Source organism: Citrobacter koseri ATCC BAA-895, assembly GCF_000018045.1.
In the GTDB taxonomy this organism is placed as follows: domain Bacteria; phylum Pseudomonadota; class Gammaproteobacteria; order Enterobacterales; family Enterobacteriaceae; genus Citrobacter_B; species Citrobacter_B koseri.
Window position 1 is genome coordinate 1,268,700 of sequence record NC_009792.1, and the last position, 26,707, is coordinate 1,295,406.

Here is a 26,707-nt window from a genome sequence, read left to right on the forward strand (position 1 = left end):
GAGTATACCCATACCTATAACGAGTTACCTCTTAATTGCTGGTGGTGGGAGGGGATCGCGAAGCCGGGGGGTAGGGTTATACAGCACCGTGAAAAACCACATCTTTTTTGTCGACAAAGCCTACTCACTAAGGGGCATGATAATTTTTAGCCGCGAATAATGACGGCTTTTCCTTTGATTTATATCAACTTACCCCCGGCTGTAAACCCTAATGTGGCAGACATCGAATCGAGTAACAGAGGTGTCTATGAGTCACTCATCTGCCCCCGAAAGGGCATCTGGAGCTGTAATCACAGAATGGCGGCCGGAAGATCCCGCTTTCTGGGAACAGCGTGGTCATCGTGTTGCCAGCCGCAACCTGTGGATTTCCGTCCCCTGTTTGCTGCTGGCGTTTTGTGTATGGATGTTATTCAGCGCTGTCGCGGTGAATTTACCGAAGGTCGGTTTTAACTTCACCACCGATCAGCTGTTCATGCTGACCGCCTTGCCGTCTGTTTCTGGCGCATTACTGCGTGTGCCATACTCCTTTATGGTTCCTCTGTTTGGCGGCCGCCGCTGGACGGCGTTCAGCACCGGGATTCTGGTCATTCCTTGCGTATGGTTAGGTTTTGCCGTGCAGGATACCTCCACGCCGTTTAGCACCTTTATTCTGATTTCTCTGCTGTGCGGTTTTGCCGGCGCGAACTTTGCCTCCAGCATGGCTAACATCAGCTTCTTCTTTCCAAAACAGAAACAGGGCGGCGCGCTGGGTCTGAACGGCGGTTTAGGCAACATGGGCGTGAGCGTTATGCAACTGGTCGCGCCGCTGGTGGTCTCGTTGTCTGTCTTTGCCGTATTTGGCAGTCACGGTGTGGAACAGCCGGACGGTTCGCAGCTGTATCTGGCGAACGCCGCCTGGATTTGGGTGCCGTTCCTGGCCATTTTCACCCTGGCCGCCTGGTTCGGTATGAATGAGCTGGCGACCTCGAAGGCTTCGCTGAAAGATCAGTTGCCGGTACTTAAACGTGGGCACCTGTGGATGATGAGCCTGCTGTATCTGGCGACGTTCGGTTCATTCATCGGCTTCTCCGCCGGGTTTGCGATGCTGTCTAAAACACAGTTCCCGGAAGTACAGATCCTGCATTATGCCTTCTTCGGCCCGTTAATCGGCGCGCTGGCCCGTTCTGCGGGCGGGGCAATTTCCGACCGTCTGGGCGGAACGCGGGTGACGCTGGTTAACTTTGTGCTGATGGCGATTTTCAGCGCCTTACTGTTCCTGACCTTGCCTTCTAACGGCCAGGGCGGCAGCTTTATCGCCTTCTTCGTTGTCTTCCTGGCGCTGTTCCTGACTGCCGGGCTGGGCAGTGGGTCTACTTTCCAGATGATCTCCGTTATTTTCCGCAAGCTGACGATGGACAGGGTTAAAGCGGAAGGGGGTTCTGAAGAGAAAGCGCTGCGTGAAGCCGCGACCGATACCGCAGCCGCATTGGGCTTTATCTCTGCGATTGGCGCAATCGGCGGTTTCTTTATTCCGAAAGCATTCGGGACATCTCTGGCATTAACCGGCTCACCGGTCGATGCGATGAAAGTGTTCCTGATTTTCTATATCGCCTGCGTAGTCATCACCTGGGCGGTATACGGACGTCATTCTAAAAAATAAAAAAGTAATTGTTTGATTATCCATTGCGCGGCGTTAGACCGCGCTTTTTTTTGTCTGTTTTTAGTTACAACATACTTATTTATAAATAAACAGCGCCGGTTTGTCAGAACAGCGTTCATTTATGCCTTGCAGGGGGCATACCCCTTAATACCCACTTATAAAGAATTTAACATTTACATAATGGATGAATTTGAAAATATTCATATTAATCAGTATGTTGAATGAATAAAAATCATCCTCCTTAAGGGGTATGTCAAAAAACACCCCCGATTTTCATCCCCGTCTGCCTTGATCGTTATCAATTCTGACGCCCTTTCAGAGCGTTACCTTCACAGCCAATCCAGCAATGTCGATTTATCAGAGAGCCGTCAGGCTCCAAACAGGAGAAACCCGATGAGTAAATTCCTGGACCGGTTTCGCTACTTCAAACAGAAGGGCGAAACCTTTGCCGATGGGCACGGCCAGCTTCTCGAAACAAACCGGGACTGGGAGGATGGATACCGCCAACGTTGGCAGCATGACAAAGTCGTGCGTTCAACCCACGGGGTAAACTGTACCGGCTCTTGCAGCTGGAAAATTTATGTGAAAAACGGTCTGGTCACCTGGGAAACCCAGCAGACAGACTACCCGCGCACCCGCCCGGATATGCCGAACCATGAACCTCGCGGCTGCCCACGCGGCGCGAGCTACTCCTGGTATCTCTACAGCGCAAACCGCCTGAAATATCCGCTGATGCGTAAGCGCCTGATGAAAATGTGGCGTGATGCGAAAAAACTGCACAGCGATCCGGTAGAAGCCTGGGCTTCCATCATCGAAGACGCCGATAAAGCAAAAAGCTTCAAACAAGCGCGTGGTCGTGGTGGCTTCGTTCGTTCTTCCTGGCAGGAAGTGAACGAACTGATTGCGGCATCCAACGTTTATACCATTAAAAATTACGGTCCCGATCGCGTGGCGGGCTTCTCGCCGATTCCGGCAATGTCGATGGTCTCTTACGCATCCGGCGCTCGTTACCTGTCTCTGATCGGCGGGACTTGCCTGAGCTTCTACGACTGGTACTGCGACCTGCCGCCTGCGTCTCCGCAGACCTGGGGCGAGCAGACGGACGTACCGGAATCCGCTGACTGGTACAACTCCAGCTACATCATCGCCTGGGGCTCTAACGTTCCGCAGACCCGTACCCCGGATGCCCACTTCTTTACTGAAGTGCGTTACAAAGGCACCAAAACGGTTGCCGTTACGCCTGACTACGCTGAAATCGCCAAGCTGTGCGACCTGTGGCTGGCACCGAAGCAGGGGACTGACGCCGCGATGGCGCTGGCGATGGGCCACGTCATGCTGCGTGAATTCCACCTTGATAACCCGAGCCAGTATTTTACCGATTACGTCCGTCGCTATACCGACATGCCGATGCTGGTGATGCTTGAAGAACGCGACGGTTACTATGCCGCTGGCCGTATGCTGCGCGCCGCCGATCTTATTGACGCGCTGGGTCAGGAAAACAACCCGGAATGGAAAACCGTTGCCATCAACACCCGCGGCGATATGGTTGCGCCGAACGGTTCTATTGGCTTCCGCTGGGGCGAGAAAGGCAAATGGAACCTCGAACAGCGTGACGGTACGTCAGGCGAGGAAACCGAACTGCAACTCAGCCTGCTGGGTAGCCAGGACGATATCGCAGAAGTGGGCTTCCCGTACTTTGGCGGTGAAGGCACTGAACACTTCAACAAAGTCGAGCTGCAAAACGTTCTGCTGCACAAGCTGCCGGTGAAACGCCTGCAACTGGCGGACGGAACCACCGCGCTGGTGACTACCGTTTACGATCTGACGATGGCGAACTATGGCCTGGAACGCGGTCTGAACGACGAAAACTGCGCAACCAGCTACGACGACATTAAAGCCTATACTCCGGCGTGGGCAGAGCAGATAACCGGCGTACCGCGTGCGCAAATCACTCGTATCGCTCGTGAATTTGCGGATAACGCCGATAAGACGCATGGTCGTTCAATGATCATCGTCGGCGCCGGTCTGAACCACTGGTATCACCTCGATATGAACTATCGTGGGCTTATCAACATGCTGGTGTTCTGCGGCTGTATCGGTCAGAGCGGCGGCGGCTGGGCGCACTATGTCGGCCAGGAAAAACTGCGTCCGCAGACCGGCTGGCAGCCGCTGGCGTTTGCTCTTGACTGGCAGCGTCCGGCGCGTCACATGAACAGCACCTCCTATTTCTATAACCACTCCAGCCAGTGGCGCTACGAGACGGTTACCGCGCAGGAACTGCTGTCGCCGATGGCGGATAAATCCCGCTACAGCGGTCATCTGATCGACTTCAACGTGCGTGCTGAACGCATGGGCTGGCTGCCGTCTGCGCCGCAGTTGGGCACCAACCCGCTGTACATCGCGCGTGAAGCGGAAAAAGCCGGGATGACGGCGGTGGATTACACCGTTAAATCGCTGAAAGAAGGCTCGATTCGTTTTGCGGCGGAGCAGCCGGAAAACGGGAAAAACCACCCGCGTAACCTGTTTATCTGGCGCTCGAACCTGCTGGGTTCATCCGGTAAAGGGCATGAGTACATGCTGAAGTACCTGCTGGGTACGGAAAACGGTATTCAGGGCAAAGATCTGGGTATGCAGGGCGGCGTGAAGCCGGAAGAAGTGGAATGGCAGGATAACGGTCTTGACGGCAAACTGGACCTGGTGGTGACGCTGGACTTCCGTCTGTCGAGCACCTGCCTGTACTCCGACATCGTGCTGCCGACCGCCACCTGGTATGAAAAAGACGACATGAATACCTCGGATATGCATCCGTTTATTCACCCGTTGTCTGCCGCCGTTGACCCGGCCTGGGAATCGAAAAGCGACTGGGAAATCTATAAAGGCATCGCGAAGAAATTCTCTGAAGTCTGCGTGGGACACCTTGGCAAAGAAACCGATGTGGTGACGTTGCCTATTCAGCACGACTCCGCTGCCGAACTGGCGCAGCCGCTGGACGTGAAAGACTGGAAAAAAGGCGAATGCGACCTGATCCCAGGTAAAACCGCGCCGCACATCATTCCGGTGGAACGCGACTACCCGGCGACGTATGAGCGCTTTACCTCTATCGGCCCGCTGATGGAGAAAATCGGCAACGGTGGCAAGGGTATCGCCTGGAACACTCAGAGCGAAATGGATTTGCTGCGCAAGCTCAATTACACCAAAGCTGAAGGCCCGGCAAAAGGCCAGCCGATGCTGAATACCGCGATTGATGCCGCCGAGATGATCCTCACGCTGGCGCCGGAAACTAACGGCCACGTAGCGGTGAAAGCGTGGGCGGCGCTGAGTGAGTTCACCGGTCGCGACCATACGCATCTGGCAACCAATAAAGAAGAAGAGAAAATCCGCTTCCGCGATATTCAGGCGCAGCCGCGCAAAATTATCTCCAGCCCGACCTGGTCTGGCCTGGAAGATGAACACGTCTCTTACAACGCCGGTTATACCAACGTTCACGAGCTGATTCCGTGGCGTACGCTGTCTGGCCGCCAGTCCCTGTATCAGGATCATCAGTGGATGCGTGACTTTGGTGAAAGCCTGCTGGTTTACCGTCCGCCAATCGACACGCGTTCAGTGAAAGCGGTGATGGGTGAAAAATCTAACGGCAACCCGGAAAAAGCGCTCAACTTCCTGACGCCGCACCAGAAGTGGGGTATCCACTCCACCTACAGCGACAACCTGCTGATGCTGACGCTGTCGCGCGGTGGGCCGATTGTCTGGATGAGCGAAACCGATGCCAAAGATCTGGGTATTGAAGATAACGACTGGATCGAGGTCTTTAATAGCAACGGTGCGCTGACGGCACGCGCGGTGGTAAGCCAGCGTGTTCCGGCCGGGATGACCATGATGTACCACGCGCAGGAACGTATCGTTAACCTGCCGGGTTCAGAAATTACCCAGCAGCGTGGCGGTATTCACAACTCTGTAACCCGTATCACGCCGAAGCCGACCCACATGATCGGCGGCTATGCGCAGCTGGCCTACGGCTTTAACTACTACGGTACGGTCGGTTCAAACCGCGATGAGTTTGTTGTGGTGCGTAAGATGAAGAACATTAACTGGTTGGATGGCGAAGGCAATGACCAGGTACAGGAGAGCGTAAAATGAAAATTCGTTCACAAGTCGGCATGGTGCTGAATCTCGATAAATGCATCGGCTGCCACACCTGTTCAGTGACCTGTAAAAACGTCTGGACCAGCCGTGAAGGTATGGAATACGCCTGGTTCAATAACGTGGAAAGTAAGCCAGGCGTCGGTTTCCCGAACGACTGGGAAAATCAGGAAAAATGGAAAGGCGGCTGGGTCCGTAAAATTAACGGCAAACTGCAACCTCGCATGGGCAACCGCGCGATGCTGCTGGGTAAAATCTTTGCTAACCCGCATCTGCCGGGCATTGATGATTACTACGAGCCGTTTGATTACGACTACCAGAACCTGCATACCGCGCCGGAAAGCAAGCATCAGCCGATTGCGCGCCCGCGCTCGCTGATCACCGGTCAGCGGATGAACAAAATCACCAGCGGTCCGAACTGGGAAGAAATTCTGGGCGGCGAATTTGAAAAACGCGCCAAAGACCAGAACTTCGAAAACATGCAGAAGGCGATGTACGGCCAGTTCGAAAACACCTTCATGATGTATCTGCCGCGTCTGTGCGAGCACTGCCTCAACCCGGCGTGCGTGGCGACCTGCCCGAGCGGCGCCATCTACAAGCGTGAAGAGGACGGCATCGTCCTGATTGATCAGGACAAATGCCGCGGCTGGCGTATGTGCATCACCGGTTGTCCGTACAAGAAGATCTACTTCAACTGGAAGAGCGGGAAGTCCGAGAAGTGTATTTTCTGCTATCCGCGTATTGAAGCGGGTCAACCGACCGTATGTTCCGAAACCTGCGTGGGTCGTATCCGTTACCTTGGCGTGCTGCTGTATGACGCCGATGCGATTGAAAGCGCAGCCAGCACGGAGAACGAGAAAGATCTGTATCAGCGCCAACTGGATGTGTTCCTCGATCCGAACGATCCGGCGGTCATTGAACAAGCGCTGAAAGACGGCGTTCCGCAGAGCGTTATCGATGCGGCGCAGCAGTCCCCGGTTTACAAAATGGCGATGGACTGGAAGCTGGCGCTGCCGCTGCACCCGGAATACCGTACGCTGCCGATGGTCTGGTACGTGCCGCCGCTGTCACCGATTCAGTCTGCGGCGGACGCAGGTGAACTGGGCAGCAACGGCATCCTGCCGGACGTGGAAAGCCTGCGTATCCCGGTTCAGTACCTGGCGAACCTGCTGACCGCAGGCGATACCCAGCCGGTACTGCTGGCGCTGAAACGTATGCTGGCGATGCGTCACTACAAACGTGCGGAAACCGTTGACGGTAAACTGGATACCCGCGCGCTGGAAGAAGTGGGGCTGAGCGAAGCGCAGGCGCAGGAAATGTACCGTTACCTGGCAATTGCGAACTATGAAGACCGTTTCGTTATCCCGAGCAGCCATCGTGAGCTGGCGCGTGAGGCGTTCCCGGAGAAAAGCGGTTGCGGCTTTACGTTCGGCGATGGTTGCCACGGTTCAGATACCAAATTCAACCTGTTCAACAGCCGCCGCATTGATGCCATCGATGTGAGCAGCAAAACGGAGCCGCACCAATGATTGAACTCGTCATTGTTTCGCGTCTGCTCGAGTACCCGGATGCTGCCTTATGGCAGCATCAACAGGAACTTTTCGATGCACTCGCGTCATCCGAAAACCTGGATAAAGAAGATGCTCAGAGTCTGGCGGTTTTCCTGCGCGATCTCACTGCGCAGGAGATGCTGGATGTACAGGCAAGCTACAGCGAACTGTTTGATCGCGGTCGCGCCACGTCGCTGTTGCTGTTTGAGCATGTTCATGGTGAATCCCGCGATCGCGGCCAGGCAATGGTCGATTTGATGGCGCAGTACGAGCAGCACGGCCTGCAACTCGACAGTCGTGAGTTGCCTGACCATCTGCCGCTGTATCTGGAGTATCTGGCGCAGTTGCCGAAAAACGACGCGCTTGGCGGCTTGCAGGACATCGCGCCGATTCTGGCGTTGCTGGGCGCACGTCTGCAACAGCGGGAAAGTCGCTATGCGGTGCTGTTCGATCTGCTGCTGAAGCTGGCTAATACCGTTATCGACAGCGACAAAGTGGCAGAGAAAATTGCGGATGAAGTCCGTGACGATACCCCGCAAGCACTGGATGCCGTCTGGGAAGAAGAACAGGTGAAATTCTTTGCTGAGCAGGGTTGCGGCGAGTCGGAGATTTCCGCTCACCAGCGTCGTTTTGCCGGGGCTGTCGCTCCGCAATATTTGAATATCACCACCGGAGGACAGCAATAATGCACTTCCTGAATATGTTCTTCTTTGATATCTACCCGTACATTGCCGGGTCAGTGTTCCTGATTGGCAGCTGGCTGCGCTATGACTACGGTCAGTACACCTGGCGTGCGGCTTCCAGCCAGATGCTGGATCGCAAAGGGATGAACCTGGCTTCGAACCTGTTCCACTTCGGTATTCTGGGGATCTTCGCGGGTCACTTCCTGGGGATGCTGACGCCGCACTGGATGTACGAAGCGTTCCTGCCGATTGAAGTGAAGCAGAAAATGGCGATGATTGCAGGCGGCGCCTGTGGCGTGATGACGCTGGTTGGTGGCGTACTGCTGCTCAAACGCCGTCTGTTCAGCCCACGCGTGCGTGCAACGACCACGGGAGCGGATATTTTGATCCTTTCTCTGCTGGTGATTCAGTGCGCGCTGGGACTGCTGACTATTCCGTTCTCTGCGCAACATATGGACGGTAGCGAAATGATGAAACTGGTGGGGTGGGCGCAATCTGTGGTGACGTTCCACGGCGGCGCGTCTGAGCATTTAGAGGGCGTAGCGTTCATTTTCCGCCTGCACCTGGTGCTGGGGATGACGTTGTTCCTGCTGTTCCCGTTCTCGCGCCTGGTTCACATCTGGAGCGCGCCGGTCGAGTACCTGACGCGTAAATACCAGGTCGTGCGCGCCCGTCGCTGATACGGCTTTGTGTGCGGCTAAACCCTGCTTCGGCAGGGTTTTTTTATGCCTGTCTGCCGGATGGCGGCTGCGCCTTATCCGGCCTACGATCGGACATCATCATGTGGTTATGTGATCATGTAGGCCCGGTAAACGGAGTGCCACCGGGCAAAACATGGAGCACAGGAATTTAATTTGGCTGGGGTGCAACAGATAAGTAATGGTGGTGGGGGAAGGATGACTCGGCGCGTAGCTAAACCCTGCTTCGGCAGGTTTTTTTATGCCTGTCTGCCGGATGGCGGCTGCGCCTTATCCGGCCTACGATCGGACATAACATGTGGTTATGTGATCATGTAGGCCCGGTAAACGGAGTGCCACCGGGCAAAATATGGGGCAAGGTTATTAAAAGTAGTTTGTGTGCTTTCAGGAAATAATGGTGGTGGGGGAAGGATGACTCGGCGCGTTGCGCCTCGCCCTTCGGGTCGTTGCCTTCGGCAACGCTTTCTCGCTTCCGCTCGAATCGAACCTTAGTCGAAGCTTCTCATCCTTCCCCGTGAGGGCAGAATATGAGGCAAGATTATTAAAAGTAGTTTGTGTGCTTTCAGGAAATAATGGTGGTGGGGGAAGGATTCGAACCTTCGAAGTCGATGACGGCAGATTTACAGTCTGCTCCCTTTGGCCACTCGGGAACCCCACCAGGGGTAATTCAAATTGTAGAGGTCTTGCGAAGAGATGGTGGTGGGGGAAGGATTCGAACCTTCGAAGTCGATGACGGCAGATTTACAGTCTGCTCCCTTTGGCCACTCGGGAACCCCACCAGGGGTAATGCTTTGTACTGGCCTGCTTCCTGTTGGGAAGCGGGGCGCATCATATCAAATGACACGCCGCTGTAAAGCATTCCTTTGCTTAAAATGAACTGTTTGCGTACTTTTCATCCGTAACGGAGTAAAGCTAATCAATTCATATCGTTGACGATTACAGAATGATGGTGCGATTCCCGTAAACAAACACACGCTGGGCCAGCACCTTATACAATGCGCGGCTTAACACATTCTTTTCAACATCACGCCCTGCACGCATCATATCCTCAGCCGTATAGGTGTGATCGACATGAATTACGTCTTGCATAATGATCGGGCCTTCGTCCAGATTATCGTTAACGTAGTGCGCGGTAGCGCCGATAATTTTCACGCCACGCTCATAAGCCTGATGGTAAGGACGTGCGCCAATAAAAGCCGGCAGGAACGAATGGTGAATATTGATAATCTTATTCGGGAAGCGGGAAACGAATTCCGGCGTCAGGACGCGCATATACTTAGCCAGCACGACATAATCAGGCTGGTGCGCATCAATGGCGTCCGCCATCTGTTTATCGTGCTCGTCGCGCGTTAACCCTTCGTGGCTGACCAGCTCGAAAGGAATATCAAAACGTTCAACCAGAGGTCGCAGGGTTTCGTGGTTGCCGATTACGGCGGCAATCTCAACGTCGAGCCCGCCATAGTTGGCTTTCATTAACAGGTCGCCCAGACAATGCGCTTCTTTGGTGACCAGAATGACGATGCGGCGACGCCCGGCAGGATTTAACTCGCGTACCGAACCTTCCGGTAATGCGCTGTCGAGATCGGCAAGCAGCGTGACATCATTAAAAATGCCTTCCAGCTCTGTGCGCATAAAGAAGCGCCCGGTCCGGTGGTCAACAAATTCGTTGTTTTGCACGATATTGAGTTCGTGCTTGTAGCAGATATTTGTAATACGCGCGATGAGGCCCTTCTGATCGGGGCAGATAGTGCGCAGAACTTTTCGTTGTAGTGAATGCATTACCGGGTAAATCCTGTTTAATGTGTTTGCTGTATCAGCACTGTCAGGCGTTTTAGCCGCAGCACTTTTTAAATTTTTTGCCGGACCCGCAGGGGCAGGGATCGTTTCGACCAAACTGGGGGCGCGTACCGTCAATATAGTACCACTGACCGTTTTCTTTTAAGAAACGCGAACGTTCAATAATCGCGCCGGGTATTCCCTGTTCGATAAAACGGGCCACAAAACTGACATACCCTGTGTTTTCCGCGTCTGACCCGCTCTCTTCAAAAATGGTCAACCCAAGCCACTCAGTATGGGCGAACCCCGCGACAATATCGTCCCGAAAGGCGGTTGCACCACAGGCGGGGTGCCAGGTTCTAATCAGGTAATTTGCGTCTTTCATCACAAAAGCGCAGTAGCGAGAACGCATGAGATGTGACGGATCGGGTGCAACTCGCTCACCGGACACAATAGGGCCGCAACATAGGCTATACTCGACAGCGCTACCGCAGGGACAAAGCTGAGACACAATCATCTCCCTGGATAAAAAAAACGGCGTACAAACGCCAGGGTAGCGCTATGTTAACCGAGTGGTGACGATGTTGCTACGTCTGGAAGCCAGGGGAAGTTTTTACGTACGATGAGAAAAATTAAAATAGGGCTGGCGCTAGGTTCCGGCGCCGCAAGAGGATGGTCGCATATTGGTGTCATCAAAGCCCTGAAACACATGGGCATTGATATCGATATCGTGGCGGGATGTTCAATTGGTTCGCTGGTTGGCGCCGCATACGCCTGCAATAAACTGCCCGCGCTTGAACAGTGGGTGTGCTCATTCAGTTACTGGGATGTCCTGCGCCTGATGGATCTCTCCTGGCGCAGAGGAGGGTTGCTGCGCGGCGAGCGCGTCTTCAATCAGTACCGGAACGTTATGCCGGTACTGGATTTTGAACAATGCACCCGACGTTTTGGTACGGTGGCGACCAACCTGAGTACAGGGCGAGAATTGTGGTTTACCGAAGGCGACCTGCACCTTGCGGTTCGCGCGTCTTGCAGTATGCCTGGCCTGATGTCTCCGGTGGCGCATAACGGCTACTGGCTGGTGGATGGCGCCGTCGTTAACCCTGTTCCTGTCTCTCTGACGCGTGCGATGGGCGCCGATATTGTTATTGCGGTCGATCTTCAGCACGATGCGCACCTCATGCAGCAAGATCTTCTGTCTTTGAATGTCAGCAATGATAACGACGAGAGTGATGATTCGCTCTCCTGGCATGCGCGTTTGAAAGAGCGCCTCAGCAGCATGACTTCACGCCGTGCGGTCACCGCGCCAACGGCGATGGAGATTATGACAACGTCCATTCAGGTGCTGGAAAACCGCCTTAAACGCAACCGAATGGCAGGCGACCCGCCGGATATTCTGATTCAACCGTTCTGTCCGCAAATATCCACGTTGGACTTCCACCGTGCCAGTGCCGCTATTGCTGCGGGACAACTGGCGGTAGAGAAAAAGATGGACGAACTTTTGCCTTTGGTGCGTACCGACGTTTAACGCACCTTTTATACACACTTAAGCAAATTCTGACAGGCGCGAGCGGCAATAGCATGCCACTATTTACTAAAGCCAGTCAGGGGAGAAAACATGACGCAGCCATTGGTCGGAAAACAGATTCTTATTGTGGAGGACGAGCCTGTATTTCGCTCGCTTCTGGATTCGTGGTTTTCCTCTTTGGGAGCGACAACGGCACTGGCGGGCGATGGTCTTGACGCCCTGGAGTTACTGGGAAGTTTTACGCCTGATCTGATGATCTGCGATCTTGCGATGCCAAGGATGAACGGTCTCAAACTGGTAGAGCATTTACGTAATCGGGGCGATCAGACCCCCATTCTGGTTATCTCGGCGACAGAAAATATGGCAGATATCGCCAAAGCGCTGCGACTGGGCGTTGAGGACGTCCTGCTAAAGCCAGTGAAAGATCTCAATCGTCTGCGGGAAACCGTCTTCGCCTGCCTCTATCCCAATATGTTTAATTCTCGGGTTGAAGAAGAAGAACGCCTGTTTCGGGACTGGGATGCGATGGTTGATAACCCGGTGGCGGCAGCAAAGCTGTTGCAGGAGTTGCAACCTCCGGTTCAGCAGGTTATCTCGCATTGCCGAATCAATTACCGCCAACTTGTTGCGGCAGACAAACCCGGTCTGGTGCTGGATATTGCGCCGCTGTCTGATAACGATCTCGCTTTTTATTGCCTCGACGTGACGCGGGCAGGGGATAATGGCGTACTGGCCGCGTTATTACTGCGGGCGCTATTTAATGGCTTATTGCAGGAACAGCTCGCTCATCAGAATCAGCGTTTGCCGGAACTGGGGGCGTTATTGAAACAGGTCAATCATCTGCTTCGGCAAGCGAATTTGCCGGGACAGTTTCCGCTATTAGTGGGTTATTACCACAGCGGTCTTAAAAATTTGATACTGGTTTCAGCAGGCCTGAATGCGACGTTAAATACAGGTTCTCACCAGGTACAGATCAGTAATGGCGTTCCGCTGGGCACATTGGGCAATACCTACCTGAACCAATTAAGCCAACGCTGCGAGTCATGGCAGTGCCAAATTTGGGGCGCGGGCGGGCGTTTGCGTCTTATGTTGTCTGCGGAATGAGCAAATGAAAAGGCAAAGTGAAATTGATTTACCCGCCTTTCTCTGTGGGTGCTACTATCAGCGCCAGATTATACGTATTTGTCTTAATTATACTAACACGCGTCCTTTTCGGAACTGAGGCTTGTACCAGTGCTGATATACTCGGATGCGATACAGATTGATGAACACGTTCAATACATGAACAGTCCAGGAGATTTTTAAATGGCTGCCCTAAATTCGAAAGTCAAAAAAGCCGTTATCCCGGTCGCGGGATTAGGAACCAGGATGTTACCGGCGACGAAAGCGATCCCGAAAGAGATGCTGCCGCTGGTTGATAAGCCATTAATTCAGTATGTCGTGAATGAATGTATTGCTGCGGGCATCACTGAAATTGTGCTGGTGACGCACTCTTCCAAAAACTCGATCGAAAACCATTTCGATACCAGCTTCGAGCTGGAAGCTATGCTGGAAAAACGTGTTAAGCGTCAGCTGCTGGAAGAGGTGCAATCTATTTGCCCTCCGCACGTAACGATTATGCAGGTGCGTCAGGGGCTGGCGAAAGGCCTGGGTCATGCCGTATTGTGCGCGCATCCTGTTGTTGGTAATGAGCCCGTCGCGGTGATTCTGCCGGACGTTATTCTGGATGAATACGAATCCGATCTGTCTCAGGATAACCTTGCTGAAATGATTCGTCGTTTTGACGAAACCGGCTGTAGCCAGATTATGGTTGAGCCTGTTGAAGATGTTACCGCGTACGGCGTTGTTGATTGCAAAGGCGCGGCGCTGGCACCGGGCGAAAGCGTGCCGATGGTTGGCGTTGTAGAGAAGCCGAAAGCGGATGTCGCGCCGTCTAATCTCGCGGTAGTTGGCCGTTATGTCCTGAGCGCGGACATCTGGCCTCTGCTGGCGAAAACCCCTCCGGGAGCGGGCGACGAAATTCAGCTGACCGACGCGATTGATATGCTGATCGAAAAAGAAACGGTCGAAGCCTACCATATGAAGGGCAAAAGCCACGACTGCGGTAATAAATTAGGTTACATGCAGGCGTTCGTTGAATATGGCATCCGTCATAATTCTCTGGGCGCTGAATTTAAAGCATGGCTTGAAGACGAGTTGGGTATTAAGAAGTAAGCGGTATAATCTGAAAGGCGCGGCGCTGTTTAACAGCGCCGTTTTTTTTGCCCTGAACAGACGAGGTATGAGGGAAGGGCAAAAAAAATCCCGCCACTGGCGGGATTTTAAGCAAACACATTCCGAATTATCCCTTGATCAGGAAATCGTCCAGTTGTTTACCTTGTTCTTCCATCGCTTTTTTGATCACTGCCGGTGTACGACCCTGGCCAGTCCAGGTTTTCGTTTCACCGTTTTCATCAACGTAGCTATATTTAGCCGGACGAGCAGCGCGTTTAGCTTTAGTGCCAGATTTAACGGCAGCCATGCTATTCAGCAGTTCGTTCGGATCAATACCGTCGGCAATCAGCATTTCACGATATTGTTGCAGTTTACGGGTACGCTCTTCAACTTCAGCTGCTGCGGCGCTTTCTTCTTCGCGACGCTCGTTAACAACAACTTCTAATTTTTCCAGCATTTCTTCAAGCGTTTCCAGGGTACATTCTCTTGCCTGTGCACGAAGAGTACGGATGTTGTTCAGAATTTTAAGTGCTTCGCTCATTGTAGTAATCTCAAACTTATATTGGGGGTGGTTTGTTGAGCTAATAATAGAGCGATAAATTCAGATGTGCAATAGCCTGGAATGTAAGGAATTCAAAATTGCTCTTTATTAAGTACAGATATTAATTATCCCATCTTAAATTTTTCTTGAAGAACCGCACAAAAAAGAGCTTATTGGCAACGAGGTTACTCCTGGCATAACGTTAAAATTCCAGGATTTTAGTCACATTTTATCAGGGTGGAATAGGCTGTCATTGCAGTAATTTCAACCTTTTGTATTAGTTTCCCTTACGGGAAAGTCCTAATACGTTGCCACATTTATGAGGAAGCGTAACAATAAGTATGAGCGCCCGGTTATGCGATGAGATGATAAGCAGCATTGATGAATATCTTAGGCACAATTTGTGAAGGAATGTGTATAACCGAACGATGTTTGCTCAATTCTTTATACCGGAGGCGTGACGAGGCGCCCCCGACATGCCGGTAAATTATGATACAATCCCGCCCAATCTTTATTTCAGCCAGGTGAGGGCCTGCTGCCAATGGCACAGCTATATTTCTACTATTCGGCAATGAATGCGGGTAAGTCGACTGCATTGCTGCAATCTTCATACAATTATCAGGAACGCGGGATGCGTACCGTTGTATATACAGCGGAAATTGATGACCGCTTCGGCGCCGGTAAAGTCAGTTCGCGTATCGGTCTCTCCTCGCCAGCAAAATTGTTTAACCAAAATTCATCGTTGTTTGAAGAGATTCGTACCGAGAATGCGCAACAAACAATACATTGCGTTCTGGTTGATGAGTGTCAGTTTTTGACTCGCCAGCAGGTGTACGAATTATCTGAGGTTGTTGACCAACTGGATATTCCGGTGTTGTGTTACGGACTGCGTACTGATTTTCGTGGCGAGTTATTTGGCGGCAGCCAATACTTACTCGCGTGGTCAGATAAACTCGTCGAATTAAAGACAATCTGTTTTTGTGGCCGTAAGGCAAGCATGGTATTGCGTCTTGATCAGGCTGGCAGGCCTTATAATGAAGGGGAGCAGGTTGTGATTGGTGGGAACGAGCGTTATGTCTCTGTATGCCGCAAGCATTACAAAGAAGCCCTTGCCGAAGGCTCCCTGACGTCGATTCAGGAGAAACACCGCCACGCGTGATTGCACGCGTTCTGTAGGCCGGATAAGGCGCTTGTGTCGCCATCCGGCGACCCCTACAACATTACGCAGAACCTGTAGGCCTGATAAGGCGCTTGCGCCGCCATCAGGCAAAAAAAAGCCCCCGAAAACGGGGGCTTTTTCAGAATGTCGCCTGGGCTAACGAATTAAGCAGATTTCTTCGCTTTCTTGTCAGCTTTCGGTGCGGCAGCTTCTTTCTTCGCAGCAACTTCACCTTCAGTGAATTCACGGCCGTAGTAGGTATCCAGCAGAATCTGTTTCAGCTCGGAGATCAGCGGGTAACGCGGGTTAGCGCCGGTGCACTGGTCATCGAATGCATCTTCAGACAGCTTGTCTACATGAGCCAGGAAGTCAGCTTCCTGCACGCCAGCTTCACGGATAGACTTAGGAATACCCAGCTCCGCTTTCACGCTTTCCAGCCATGCCAGCAGTTTCTCGATCTTAGCGGCAGTACGGTCGCCCGGTGCGCTCAGACCCAGATGGTCGGCGATTTCTGCATAGCGACGGCGAGCCTGCGGACGGTCATACTGGCTGAACGCAGTCTGCTTGGTCGGGTTGTCGTTCGCGTTGTAACGGATAACGTTACAAATCAGCAGGGCGTTTGCCAGACCGTGCGGAATGTGGAACTGAGAACCCAGTTTATGCGCCATAGAGTGGCACACACCCAGGAAGGCGTTCGCAAACGCGATACCGGCGATAGTCGCTGCACTGTGAACGCGTTCACGCGCTACCGGGTTTTTAGACCCTTCGTGGTAGGACGCTGGCAGGTTTTCTTTCAGCAGTTTCAGTGCCTGCAAAGCCTGACCGTCAGAGAACTCAGATGCCAGTACGGAAACGTAGGCTTCCAGAGCGTGAGTGACCGCATCCAGACCACCGAACGCACACAGAGACTTCGGCATGTCCATAACCAGGTTCGCATCGACAATCGCCATATCCGGCGTCAGCGCATAGTCTGCCAGCGGATATTTCTGACCGGTCGCATCGTCGGTCACAACAGCAAACGGCGTTACTTCAGAACCGGTACCGGAAGTGGTAGTGATTGCGACCATTTTCGCTTTCACGCCCATTTTCGGGAACTTGTAGATACGTTTACGGATGTCCATAAAGCGCAGCGCCAGTTCTTCGAAGTGGGTTTCAGGATGTTCGTACATGACCCACATGATTTTCGCCGCATCCATCGGGGAGCCGCCGCCCAGCGCGATGATCACGTCTGGTTTGAAGGAGTTCGCCAGCTCTGCGCCTTTACGAACGATAGTCAGCGTCGGGTCAGCTTCAACTTCAAAGAAGACTTCAGTTTCAACGCCAGCCGCTTTCAGCACGGAGGTGATCTGGTCAGCATAGCCATTGTTGAACAGGAAACGGTCGGTCACGATGAGCGCACGTTTGTGGCCATCAGTAATCACTTCATCCAGCGCGATTGGCAGAGAGCCACGGCGGAAGTAGATAGATTTCGGAAGTTTGTGCCACAACATGTTTTCAGCTCGCTTAGCAACGGTTTTCTTGTTGATCAGGTGTTTCGGACCAACGTTTTCAGAGATGGAGTTACCACCCCAGGAACCACAACCCAGAGTCAGGGAAGGTGCGAGTTTGAAGTTATACAGGTCGCCGATACCACCCTGAGAAGCCGGGGTGTTAATCAGGATACGCGCGGTTTTCATCATCTGACCGAAGTAAGCAACGCGTTCTGGCTGGTTGTCCTGGTCGGTGTACAGACAGGAGGTATGACCGATACCGCCCATTGCAACCAGTTTTTCTGCTTTATCAACAGCGTCTTCGAAGTCTTTAGCGCGATACATTGCCAGCGTCGGAGACAGCTTTTCGTGAGCGAACGGTTCGCTGTCATCAACAGCCGTTACTTCGCCGATCAGAATCTTAGTGGTTTCTGGTACGGTGAAGCCTGCCAGTTCAGCAATTTCATATGCCGGTTGACCAACGATAGCCGCGTTCAGCGCGCCATTTTTCAGGATAACGTCCTGAACGGCTTTCAGCTCTTTGCCTTGCAGCAGGTAGCCGCCGTGGCTGGCGAAACGTTCGCGAACTGCGTCATAAACGGAGTCAACAACAACAACGGACTGTTCAGATGCACAGATTACGCCGTTATCGAAAGTTTTGGACATCAGTACGGAAGCCACCGCACGTTTGATATCTGCTGTTTCGTCGATAACAACCGGCGTGTTACCTGCACCAACGCCGATAGCCGGTTTACCAGAGCTGTATGCAGCTTTAACCATGCCCGGACCGCCTGTCGCCAGGATCAGGTTGATATCAGGGTGGTGCATCAGCGCGTTAGACAGTTCAACGGAAGGTTGATCGATCCAGCCAATCAGGTCTTTCGGCGCGCCCGCAGCGATAGCCGCCTGCAAAACGATGTCAGCCGCTTTGTTCGTTGCATCTTTGGCACGCGGATGAGGAGAGAAGATGATTGCGTTACGCGTCTTCAGGCTAATCAGAGACTTAAAGATCGCAGTAGACGTCGGGTTAGTGGTCGGTACGATACCGCAGATGATACCAATCGGTTCAGCAATGGTGATAGTCCCGAAGGTGTCGTCTTCAGACAGCACACCACAGGTTTTTTCATCTTTATAGGCGTTATAGATGTATTCGGAGGCGAAGTGGTTTTTAATCACTTTATCTTCGATGATACCCATGCCGGATTCGGCAACGGCCATCTTAGCGAGGGGAATTCGAGCATCTGCGGCAGCCAGAGCGGCGGCGCGGAAGATTTTGTCAACCTGTTCTTGAGTGAAACTGGCATATTCACGCTGGGCTTTTTTCACACGCTCTACGAGTGCGTTAAGTTCAGCGACATTAGTAACAGCCATAATGCTCTCCTGATAATGTTAAACTTTTTTAGTAAATCATCTGCTCGATACGAGAGTATAGACAGATTGACGAAAGTTTGTATAACAGTCTGAAAATCAAACGGTTACTTAACGTCCATTTCGCTCTGATTTACTAAAAGAGCTTAAGCGATAGCGTTATCTAACTCTAACGCGTTACCTCCAGGTGGCGTAAGCAAGGTTACTCACTTCTGAGTAGTAATTGCGTGATCCAGATCAAATTTAAGCAAAGCTGACACCTTTCAGCAGCCCATTTGAGCCATTTCCGCCAAGTGTTAATAAATAGTGGTGATGAATAGAGGTGAAGTTAGCATAATCTACACATATTTATAACACCGAGAAATAGTCGTAATTTCAAGCAGTCAGGAGGTGAAATATGCTGACAAAAGGCGTATCTTCAGCGCGTTTTTCACCATTTTTATCGACATCATTTATCCGGCTAACGTTTCGGAGCTAACCGTGACCCAAACGCTTTTTGATTTTCCTGTTTATTCCAAGTTTTTCATAGGGTTATTTGCGCTGGTAAACCCGGTGGGGATTATCCCCGTCTTTATTAGTATGACCAGCTACCAGACGGCTGCGGCGCGCAACAAAACAAATCTCACGGCAAACCTGTCGGTAGCCATCATTTTGTGGATTTCGCTCTTTCTCGGAGATGGCATTTTGCAACTCTTCGGCATTTCGATCGATTCGTTCAGAATTGCCGGTGGGATTCTGGTGGTGACGATCGCGATGTCGATGATCAGCGGGAAGCTGGGTGAAGATAAGCAAAACAAACAGGAAAAATCAGAGACCGCCATTCGCGAAAGTATTGGCGTGGTTCCGCTGGCCTTACCATTAATGGCAGGGCCGGGGGCCATTAGTTCGACGATTGTGTGGGGAACGCGTTACCACACCATTATGCATTTAATCGGCTTCTCTGTGGCTATCGCTCTGTTTGCGTTCTGTTGTTGGGGAGTGTTCCGCATGGCGCCCTGGCTGGTGCGGTTATTGGGGCAAACGGGCATCAACGTCATTACGCGTATTATGGGCTTGTTGCTGATGGCATTGGGCATTGAATTCATTGTTACGGGGATTAAAGCGATTTTCCCCGGTTTACTGAATTAACGATCCTGACCGATAAAACGGAGCCGCTTCAGGCTCCGTTTCTTTTCCATTATCAGTAAATCTTCTCACTAAAGTTGAAATTCAGCGTTGAAATAATAAAAGATACTGATAATGTTTATGCCTCTTTGTTATTGATTCTATTATAAATTATTCTAATAACACTCACGCCTGCCGTTATGTCGCCTGTTATTTTCTTAACATCATACTCTGGGGCTTGATGAAGGATTATCGAAATGTTATTAGTTATTTCAACGCTCTCTCAGATGAATGTGCTAAATAATAACCAATTGTTAAATTTATGTGCATTTTTGCCTGACGGCAGCAACAGAACGAGGTCAGACTGTGGGTGAGTAGTTAACGTATTGACCGGGCAAATAATTTTTCTTAAACGTCTCTTTTGGAGATGTCTTTCTGGTCAAAAATTTTTCCGTAAAAGAGAATTAGTTAACAAATCTGTAAAATGTATTGGCGGTTAAGAAACGCATTTGGTACTTTCCGGCCAGATATTTTGCAGAAGATTTTGCGGTGATGAGAATTATTTTCAATAAGCTTCTTGCACCAGACAGAATAAATGTCCGTCTCTGACAGGGGAGGCGGATACGGAATCGACGTAAGGCGATCGTACGAATCGTCAGAATAAATAAAGTCGGTGATAGCAAAGCAGTAAACGACCTGGCAGCAGCAAAATCTCCAGTGCTGTACAGGACCCTAACGGGATTAAACAGGCTGGTTAAGAAAACCAGTAATTATAATGAGTGGAGTACAAACACAATGTCCAACATCACAAAAAAAAGTTTGCTGGCGGCGGGGATTTTAACTGCGCTAATCGGCGGGAATGTCGCAATGGCCGCAGATGTCCCGGCGGGTGTTCAGCTGTCTGACAAGCAGACGCTGGTTCGCAATAATGGTTCTGAAGTTCAGTCTCTCGACCCACATAAAATTGAGGGTGTCCCGGAGTCAAACGTCAGCCGCGACCTGTTTGAAGGTTTACTGATCAGCGACGTTGAAGGCCACCCGTCACCGGGCGTCGCTGAAAAGTGGGAAAATAAAGATTTTAAAGTCTGGACATTCCATCTGCGTAAAAACGCAAAATGGTCAGACGGCACGCCTGTTACCGCGCACGATTTTGTATATAGCTGGCAGCGCCTGGCGAATCCGAATACCGCATCACCGTATGCCAGCTATTTGCAATACGGGCACATCGCGAATATCGATGACATTATTGCGGGCAAAAAACCGGCGACCGATCTCGGCGTAAAAGCCATCGACGATAATACGTTCGAAGTGACGCTGAGCGAACCGGTGCCTTATTTCTACAAACTGTTGGTTCACCCGTCCGTTTCTCCGGTTCCTAAAGCGGCTGTGGAAAAATTTGGCGAGAAATGGACCCAACCTGCGAATATCGTGACCAACGGCGCGTATAAACTCAAAAACTGGGTCGTCAACGAGCGGATTGTTCTGGAACGTAATACCCAGTACTGGGATAACGATAAAACGGTTATCAACCAGGTGACTTATCTGCCAATCTCTTCTGAAGTAACTGATGTGAACCGCTACCGCAGCGGTGAAATCGACATGACCTATAACAACATGCCGATTGAGTTATTCCAGAAGCTGAAAAAAGAGATCCCAAATGAAGTGCGCGTTGACCCGTATCTGTGCACTTACTATTACGAAATTAATAACCAGAAAGCGCCGTTTAACGACGTGCGCGTTCGCACCGCGCTGAAACTGGCGATGGATCGCGACATTATCGTTAATAAAGTGAAGAACCAGGGCGATTTGCCAGCCTACAGCTACACCCCTCCGTATACCGATGGCGCGAAACTGGTCGAGCCTGAGTGGTTCACATGGTCACAGGAAAAACGTAACGAAGAAGCGAAAAAACTGCTGGCGGAAGCCGGTTATACCGCTGATAAGCCGTTAACGTTTGACCTGCTGTACAACACCTCCGATCTGCATAAAAAACTGGCGATCGCGGTCGCATCAATCTGGAAGAAAAACCTGGGCGCCAACGTGAAGCTGGAAAACCAGGAGTGGAAAACCTTCCTTGATACCCGTCATCAGGGGACGTTTGATGTCGCGCGTGCGGGCTGGTGCGCAGACTACAATGAACCGACGTCCTTCCTGAACACCATGCTGTCCGACAGCTCAAACAACACCGCTCACTATAAGAGCCCGGAGTTTGACAAGCTGATTGCCGACACGCTGAAAGTGACCGACGAAGCGCAACGCACCGAGTTGTATGCCAAAGCGGAACAGCAGCTTGATAAAGATTCTGCGATTGTGCCGCTCTATTACTATGTGAACGCGCGTCTGGTGAAACCGTGGGTAGGCGGCTATACCGGTAAAGACCCGATGGATAATATCTACGTTAAGAACTTGTATATTATCAAGCATTAATGGCAAAGCGTGGGGCAAACGTGTTTTGCCCCACAGTGTCTTATTTTCATCGCACTATAAACATCTCTCTTTCAGTGCGTCTGAATGACGAGATGTAAAGGCACACGCCAGAAGGTACGGGCAATGTTAAAATTTATTTTACGTCGCTGTCTGGAAGCGATTCCGACGCTTTTTATACTTATTACGATTTCGTTCTTTATGATGCGTCTCGCACCGGGAAGTCCTTTCACCGGAGAGCGCGCATTACCGCCGGAAGTGCTGGCGAATATTGAAGCGAAATACCATCTTAATGATCCCATCATGACGCAGTACTTCAGCTATCTGAAACAACTGGCGCATGGCGATTTTGGGCCTTCGTTTAAATATAAGGACTATACGGTCAACGATCTGGTGGCGTCGAGTTTCCCGGTTTCGGCGAAGCTGGGCGCAGCCGCCTTTTTCCTTGCCGTTATTATTGGCGTGAGCGCGGGCGTGATTGCGGCGCTGAAACAAAATACGCGCTGGGATTATACGGTGATGGGGGTGGCAATGACCGGGGTCGTGATTCCCAGTTTCGTGGTCGCCCCCTTATTAGTCATGATATTTGCCATCACCTTAAAATGGCTGCCCGGCGGCGGCTGGAATGGCGGGGCGCTGAAATTTATGATTCTGCCGATGGTCGCGCTGTCGCTCGCCTATATCGCCAGTATCGCCCGTATTACCCGTGGCTCCATGATTGAAGTGTTGCACTCCAACTTTATCCGTACCGCGCGCGCAAAAGGTTTGCCGATGCGCCGGATTATCTTCCGTCATGCCTTAAAACCGGCGTTGTTACCCGTACTGTCTTATATGGGCCCGGCCTTTGTCGGTATCATTACGGGTTCAATGGTTATTGAGACGATTTATGGTTTGCCGGGTATCGGGCAACTTTTCGTGAACGGGGCGCTGAACCGCGACTATTCGCTGGTGCTGAGTCTGACCATTCTCGTCGGTACGCTCACCATTCTGTTTAATGCGATTGTCGATGTGCTGTACGCCGTTATCGACCCGAAAATTCGTTACTGATACTGGAGCTCGCTATGATGTTAAGTAAGAAAAACAGCGAGACGCTGGAGAATTTCAGTGAGAAGCTGGAGGTTGAAGGGCGCAGCCTGTGGCAGGATGCTCGCCGTCGTTTTATGCATAACCGCGCGGCGGTGGCCAGCCTTGTCGTTCTGGTCATTATCGCGCTGTTTGTCACACTGGCGCCGATGCTGTCGCAGTTCACCTATTTCGATACCGACTGGGGCATGATGTCCAGCGCGCCGGATATGGAGTCGGGCCACTATTTTGGTACGGACTCCTCCGGTCGCGATCTGCTGGTTCGCGTGGCGATAGGCGGGCGAATCTCGCTGATGGTCGGCATTGCTGCCGCGCTGGTGGCGGTGGTTGTCGGTACGCTGTACGGGTCGCTGTCCGGCTATCTTGGCGGCAAAATTGACTCCGTAATGATGCGTCTGCTGGAAATCCTCAACTCCTTTCCGTTTATGTTCTTCGTCATTTTGCTGGTGACCTTCTTCGGCCAAAACATCCTGCTGATTTTTGTGGCGATCGGGATGGTCTCCTGGCTGGATATGGCGCGTATCGTTCGCGGGCAGACGTTAAGCCTGAAGCGCAAAGAGTTTATCGAAGCGGCGCAGGTTGGCGGGGTCTCAACGGTCAGCATTGTTGTGCGTCATATTGTGCCGAACGTGCTGGGCGTGGTGGTGGTTTATGCATCGCTGCTGGTACCGAGCATGATCCTGTTTGAATCCTTCCTCAGCTTTCTGGGTTTAGGTACGCAGGAGCCGCTGAGCAGTTGGGGCGCATTGTTGAGCGATGGTGCGAACTCTATGGAGGTCTCTCCCTGGTTGCTGCTGTTCCCGGCGTGTTTTCTCGTTGTGACCTTATTCTGTTTTAACTTTATCGGCGATGGCCTGCGTGACGCCCTCGACCCGAAAGATCGTTAAGGAGTGCAGCCATGAGCGTAATTGAAACCTCAACCGCGCCACTCGCGCAACAACGGGCTAACGCACTGCTGGACGTGAAAGATCTTCGCGTGACGTTTAGTACACCCGACGGCGATGTGACGGCCGTAAACGACCTGAACTTTACGCTGCGTGCCGGGGAGACCTTAGGCATTGTCGGCGAGTCAGGTTCAGGCAAATCGCAAACGGCGTTTGCGTTGATGGGGCTGCTGGCGGCGAATGGCCGCATTGGTGGTTCTGCGACGTTTAACGGCCGCGAAATTCTCAACCTGCCGGAGCGTGAACTCAACAGGCTACGCGCTGAACAAATCTCAATGATTTTTCAGGACCCAATGACCTCTCTTAACCCGTATATGCGGGTTGGCGAGCAGTTAATGGAAGTGCTGATGCTGCATAAAGGCATGAGCAAGGCCGAAGCGTTTGAAGAGTCTGTCAGAATGCTGGACGCGGTGAAAATGCCGGAAGCGCGGAAACGGATGAAGATGTATCCGCATGAGTTTTCCGGCGGGATGCGCCAGCGTGTGATGATTGCGATGGCGCTGCTGTGTCGGCCGAAATTACTGATTGCGGATGAACCGACAACCGCGCTGGACGTGACCGTTCAGGCGCAGATCATGACGCTGCTTAATGAACTGAAACGCGAATTTAACACGGCGATTATCATGATTACGCACGACCTTGGCGTCGTGGCCGGTATTTGCGATAAGGTGCTGGTGATGTACGCCGGGCGTACGATGGAATACGGCAAGGCGCGCGACGTCTTTTACCAGCCTGTTCATCCGTATTCTATCGGTTTGCTTAATGCGGTTCCGCGTCTGGATGCCGAAGGGGAAACGATGCTGACCATTCCGGGCAACCCGCCGAACTTGCTGCGCTTGCCTAAAGGGTGTCCATTCCAGCCGCGTTGCCCGTATGCGATGGAGATTTGCAGTTCAACTCCACCCCTGGAGGAGTTCAGTCCGGGGCGTTTGCGCGCCTGCTTTAAACCGGTGGAGGAGCTGGTATGAATGCTGTGACCCAGGAGAGAAAAGTGCTCCTCGAAATTGCCGATCTCAAAGTGCATTTCGATATTAAAGATGGCAAACAGTGGTTCTGGCAGCCGGCGAAAACCCTGAAAGCGGTCGATGGCGTTACGCTGCGATTGTATGAAGGTGAAACGCTGGGGGTGGTTGGGGAATCCGGCTGCGGTAAATCGACCTTTGCGCGGGCGATTATTGGTCTGGTGAAAGCGACTGATGGCCGCGTGGCGTGGTTAGGGAAAGATCTGCTGGGGATGAAACCTGATGAATGGCGGGACGTACGCAGCGATATTCAGATGATTTTCCAGGACCCGCTGGCGTCATTGAACCCACGCATGACCATTGGAGAAATCATCGCTGAACCATTACGCACCTATCATCCAAAATTGCCGCGCCAGGAAGTGCGCGATCGGGTGAAAGCGATGATGATGAAGGTGGGGCTGCTGCCGAATCTGATTAACCGTTACCCGCATGAGTTTTCCGGCGGTCAGTGCCAGCGTATTGGTATCGCGCGTGCTCTGATCCTGGAGCCGAAGCTGATTATTTGCGATGAGCCGGTTTCGGCGCTGGACGTGTCGATTCAGGCGCAGGTGGTGAATCTGCTGCAACAGCTACAGCGTGAAATGGGGTTATCGCTGATCTTCATCGCTCACGATCTGGCGGTGGTGAAGCATATTTCCGATCGTGTGCTGGTGATGTACCTGGGTCATGCGGTGGAATTGGGAACCTACGATGAGGTGTATCACAATCCGCTGCACCCTTATACCAAAGCGCTGATGTCCGCCGTGCCGATTCCCGACCCCGATCTGGAAAAGAACAAGACGATTCAGTTGCTGGAAGGGGAATTACCGTCACCCATCAATCCGCCGTCGGGGTGTGTTTTCCGCACGCGTTGCCCGATTGCCGGGCCGGAGTGTGCGAAAACCCGACCGGTGCTGGAGGGCAGTTTCAGGCATGCGGTTTCCTGCCTGAAGGTGGACCCGCTATAAATTTAAGGGCTGACATGATGTCAGCCCTTTTTTTTGGCATCAGCCTGATTGCTCGACGTCTTTCTTATTCACGCCAAAGGATATGGCAAAGTTTGTGATCTTTTTCGCGGCATAACAGCACGCGGGCAAAAATATCGTTAATTTCACCGTCTTCGCTATCCGCCAGGCCAATCACGACTTCGGCAAAAAAGTCAGGGTTGAGGTCAAAATCAACGTGTTCCTGCCAGTCTTCTGACGGATCGAATAACTCCGCGCCGCCGCGCTCTTCGAACTGTAAATTGAACAGAATAATATCTGCCGGATCGAGATTATCTGCCGCCAGTTCGAGAAAAATATCATAAGCCTGCTCAAGCGTTTCATCTTCAGTCAGGCGATTGTTCAGATCCATTTCCATAATGACTACCCGTTTACCGTCTCT

At 52.0% G+C, this 26,707-nt stretch carries 20 protein-coding genes, 2 tRNA genes and 1 other RNA gene; 15 read left to right on the plus strand and 8 right to left on the minus strand.

Translation table 11 applies throughout. From position 1 onward, the window contains the following. Window positions 1-247 precede the first annotated feature (247 nt). From CKO_RS05600 to narI, 5 genes are all read left to right on the plus strand, one after another. Entirely contained in the window at window positions 248-1,639 is a 1,392-nt protein-coding gene (locus tag CKO_RS05600; RefSeq protein WP_024130296.1) for a NarK family nitrate/nitrite MFS transporter, read from the plus strand. 393 nt (window positions 1,640-2,032) lie between these two features. Beyond that, window positions 2,033-5,776 carry a nitrate reductase subunit alpha gene (locus CKO_RS05605; RefSeq protein ID WP_012132184.1) on the plus strand — a complete coding sequence of 1,248 codons (3,744 nt, stop codon included), beginning with the start codon at window positions 2,033-2,035 and terminating at the stop codon, window positions 5,774-5,776. Further along, window positions 5,773-7,308 carry a nitrate reductase subunit beta gene (gene narH / locus CKO_RS05610; protein ID WP_012132185.1) on the plus strand — a complete coding sequence of 512 codons (1,536 nt, stop codon included), beginning with the start codon at window positions 5,773-5,775 and terminating at the stop codon, window positions 7,306-7,308. Before CKO_RS05605 ends, narH begins: the two co-directional genes overlap by 4 nt. After that, entirely contained in the window at window positions 7,305-8,015 is a 711-nt protein-coding gene (narJ, locus tag CKO_RS05615; protein ID WP_012132186.1) for a nitrate reductase molybdenum cofactor assembly chaperone, read from the plus strand. The genes narH and narJ overlap by 4 nt, the downstream gene beginning before the upstream one ends. Continuing rightward, window positions 8,015-8,692, plus strand: coding sequence for a respiratory nitrate reductase subunit gamma (gene narI, locus CKO_RS05620; protein WP_012132187.1), 678 nt, complete (start codon window positions 8,015-8,017; stop codon window positions 8,690-8,692). Before narJ ends, narI begins: the two co-directional genes overlap by 1 nt. 413 nt (window positions 8,693-9,105) lie before the next feature. On the opposite strand, the gene CKO_RS22280 is transcribed toward narI, so the two are convergent. The 5 genes from CKO_RS22280 to CKO_RS05640 all read right to left on the minus strand — a co-directional run bounded on the left by CKO_RS22280 (window position 9,106) and on the right by CKO_RS05640 (window position 10,997). Next, window positions 9,106-9,237, minus strand: a non-coding RNA gene (locus tag CKO_RS22280) — RtT sRNA. A gap of 46 nt (window positions 9,238-9,283) precedes the next feature. After that, window positions 9,284-9,368, minus strand: a tRNA-Tyr gene (locus CKO_RS05625). 36 nt (window positions 9,369-9,404) lie between these two features. Next, window positions 9,405-9,489, minus strand: a tRNA-Tyr gene (locus CKO_RS05630). Between the two features lie 157 nt (window positions 9,490-9,646). Further along, complete coding sequence (gene purU / locus CKO_RS05635; protein ID WP_012132190.1) at window positions 9,647-10,489, minus strand: formyltetrahydrofolate deformylase; 843 nt, start codon at window positions 10,487-10,489, stop codon at window positions 9,647-9,649. Window positions 10,490-10,541: 52 nt separating this feature from the next. Next, window positions 10,542-10,997, minus strand: coding sequence for a YchJ family protein (locus CKO_RS05640; RefSeq protein ID WP_047464045.1), 456 nt, complete (start codon window positions 10,995-10,997; stop codon window positions 10,542-10,544). A gap of 111 nt (window positions 10,998-11,108) precedes the next feature. Here CKO_RS05640 and rssA point away from each other — a divergent pair, with 111 nt between their 5' ends. The 3 genes from rssA to galU all read left to right on the plus strand — a co-directional run bounded on the left by rssA (window position 11,109) and on the right by galU (window position 14,228). Beyond that, window positions 11,109-12,014 carry a patatin-like phospholipase RssA gene (rssA, locus tag CKO_RS05645; protein ID WP_012132192.1) on the plus strand — a complete coding sequence of 302 codons (906 nt, stop codon included), beginning with the start codon at window positions 11,109-11,111 and terminating at the stop codon, window positions 12,012-12,014. Window positions 12,015-12,104: 90 nt separating this feature from the next. Continuing rightward, on the plus strand, window positions 12,105-13,118 hold the full coding sequence (rssB, locus tag CKO_RS05650) for a two-component system response regulator RssB (protein WP_012132193.1): 1,014 nt from the start codon (window positions 12,105-12,107) through the stop codon (window positions 13,116-13,118). Window positions 13,119-13,319: 201 nt separating this feature from the next. Further along, window positions 13,320-14,228 carry a UTP--glucose-1-phosphate uridylyltransferase GalU gene (gene galU, locus CKO_RS05655; protein ID WP_012132194.1) on the plus strand — a complete coding sequence of 303 codons (909 nt, stop codon included), beginning with the start codon at window positions 13,320-13,322 and terminating at the stop codon, window positions 14,226-14,228. Window positions 14,229-14,355: 127 nt separating this feature from the next. Here the strand turns inward: galU and hns are convergent, their stop codons facing one another. Further along, window positions 14,356-14,769, minus strand: a complete 414-nt coding sequence (gene hns, locus CKO_RS05660) for a histone-like nucleoid-structuring protein H-NS (protein WP_012132196.1) — start codon at window positions 14,767-14,769, stop codon at window positions 14,356-14,358. 541 nt (window positions 14,770-15,310) lie between these two features. On the opposite strand from hns, the gene tdk reads away from it, so the two are divergent. Further along, window positions 15,311-15,928: a thymidine kinase gene (tdk, locus tag CKO_RS05665; RefSeq protein WP_012132197.1), complete on the plus strand. Its 618-nt coding sequence runs from the start codon at window positions 15,311-15,313 to the stop codon at window positions 15,926-15,928. Between the two features lie 164 nt (window positions 15,929-16,092). On the opposite strand, the gene adhE is transcribed toward tdk, so the two are convergent. Then, window positions 16,093-18,768 (minus strand): bifunctional acetaldehyde-CoA/alcohol dehydrogenase, encoded by a 2,676-nt coding sequence (gene adhE / locus CKO_RS05670; RefSeq protein WP_012132198.1) that lies wholly within the window; start codon window positions 18,766-18,768, stop codon window positions 16,093-16,095. A gap of 477 nt (window positions 18,769-19,245) precedes the next feature. Here adhE and CKO_RS05675 point away from each other — a divergent pair, with 477 nt between their 5' ends. The 6 genes from CKO_RS05675 (at window position 19,246) to oppF (ending at window position 26,289) form a co-directional block, all read left to right on the plus strand. Continuing rightward, a complete protein-coding gene (locus CKO_RS05675; RefSeq protein ID WP_024130298.1) occupies window positions 19,246-19,893 on the plus strand; it encodes a YchE family NAAT transporter in 648 nt (215 codons plus the stop codon). 771 nt (window positions 19,894-20,664) lie between these two features. Continuing rightward, window positions 20,665-22,296: an oligopeptide ABC transporter substrate-binding protein OppA gene (gene oppA, locus CKO_RS05680; RefSeq protein ID WP_012132200.1), complete on the plus strand. Its 1,632-nt coding sequence runs from the start codon at window positions 20,665-20,667 to the stop codon at window positions 22,294-22,296. Window positions 22,297-22,419: 123 nt separating this feature from the next. After that, the gene (gene oppB / locus CKO_RS05685; RefSeq protein WP_012132201.1) at window positions 22,420-23,340 is read left to right on the plus strand and encodes an oligopeptide ABC transporter permease OppB; all 921 of its coding nucleotides are present in this window, start codon (window positions 22,420-22,422) and stop codon (window positions 23,338-23,340) included. 14 nt (window positions 23,341-23,354) lie between these two features. Beyond that, complete coding sequence (gene oppC, locus CKO_RS05690) at window positions 23,355-24,263, plus strand: oligopeptide ABC transporter permease OppC (RefSeq protein WP_012132202.1); 909 nt, start codon at window positions 23,355-23,357, stop codon at window positions 24,261-24,263. Window positions 24,264-24,274: 11 nt separating this feature from the next. Beyond that, entirely contained in the window at window positions 24,275-25,288 is a 1,014-nt protein-coding gene (gene oppD, locus CKO_RS05695) for a murein tripeptide/oligopeptide ABC transporter ATP-binding protein OppD (protein WP_012132203.1), read from the plus strand. Next, window positions 25,285-26,289, plus strand: coding sequence for a murein tripeptide/oligopeptide ABC transporter ATP-binding protein OppF (gene oppF, locus CKO_RS05700; protein ID WP_012132204.1), 1,005 nt, complete (start codon window positions 25,285-25,287; stop codon window positions 26,287-26,289). The genes oppD and oppF overlap by 4 nt, the downstream gene beginning before the upstream one ends. A gap of 64 nt (window positions 26,290-26,353) precedes the next feature. Here oppF and CKO_RS05705 read toward each other — a convergent pair whose 3' ends face one another. Beyond that, entirely contained in the window at window positions 26,354-26,683 is a 330-nt protein-coding gene (locus CKO_RS05705; RefSeq protein ID WP_012132205.1) for an HI1450 family dsDNA-mimic protein, read from the minus strand. Window positions 26,684-26,707: the final 24 nt, after the last annotated feature.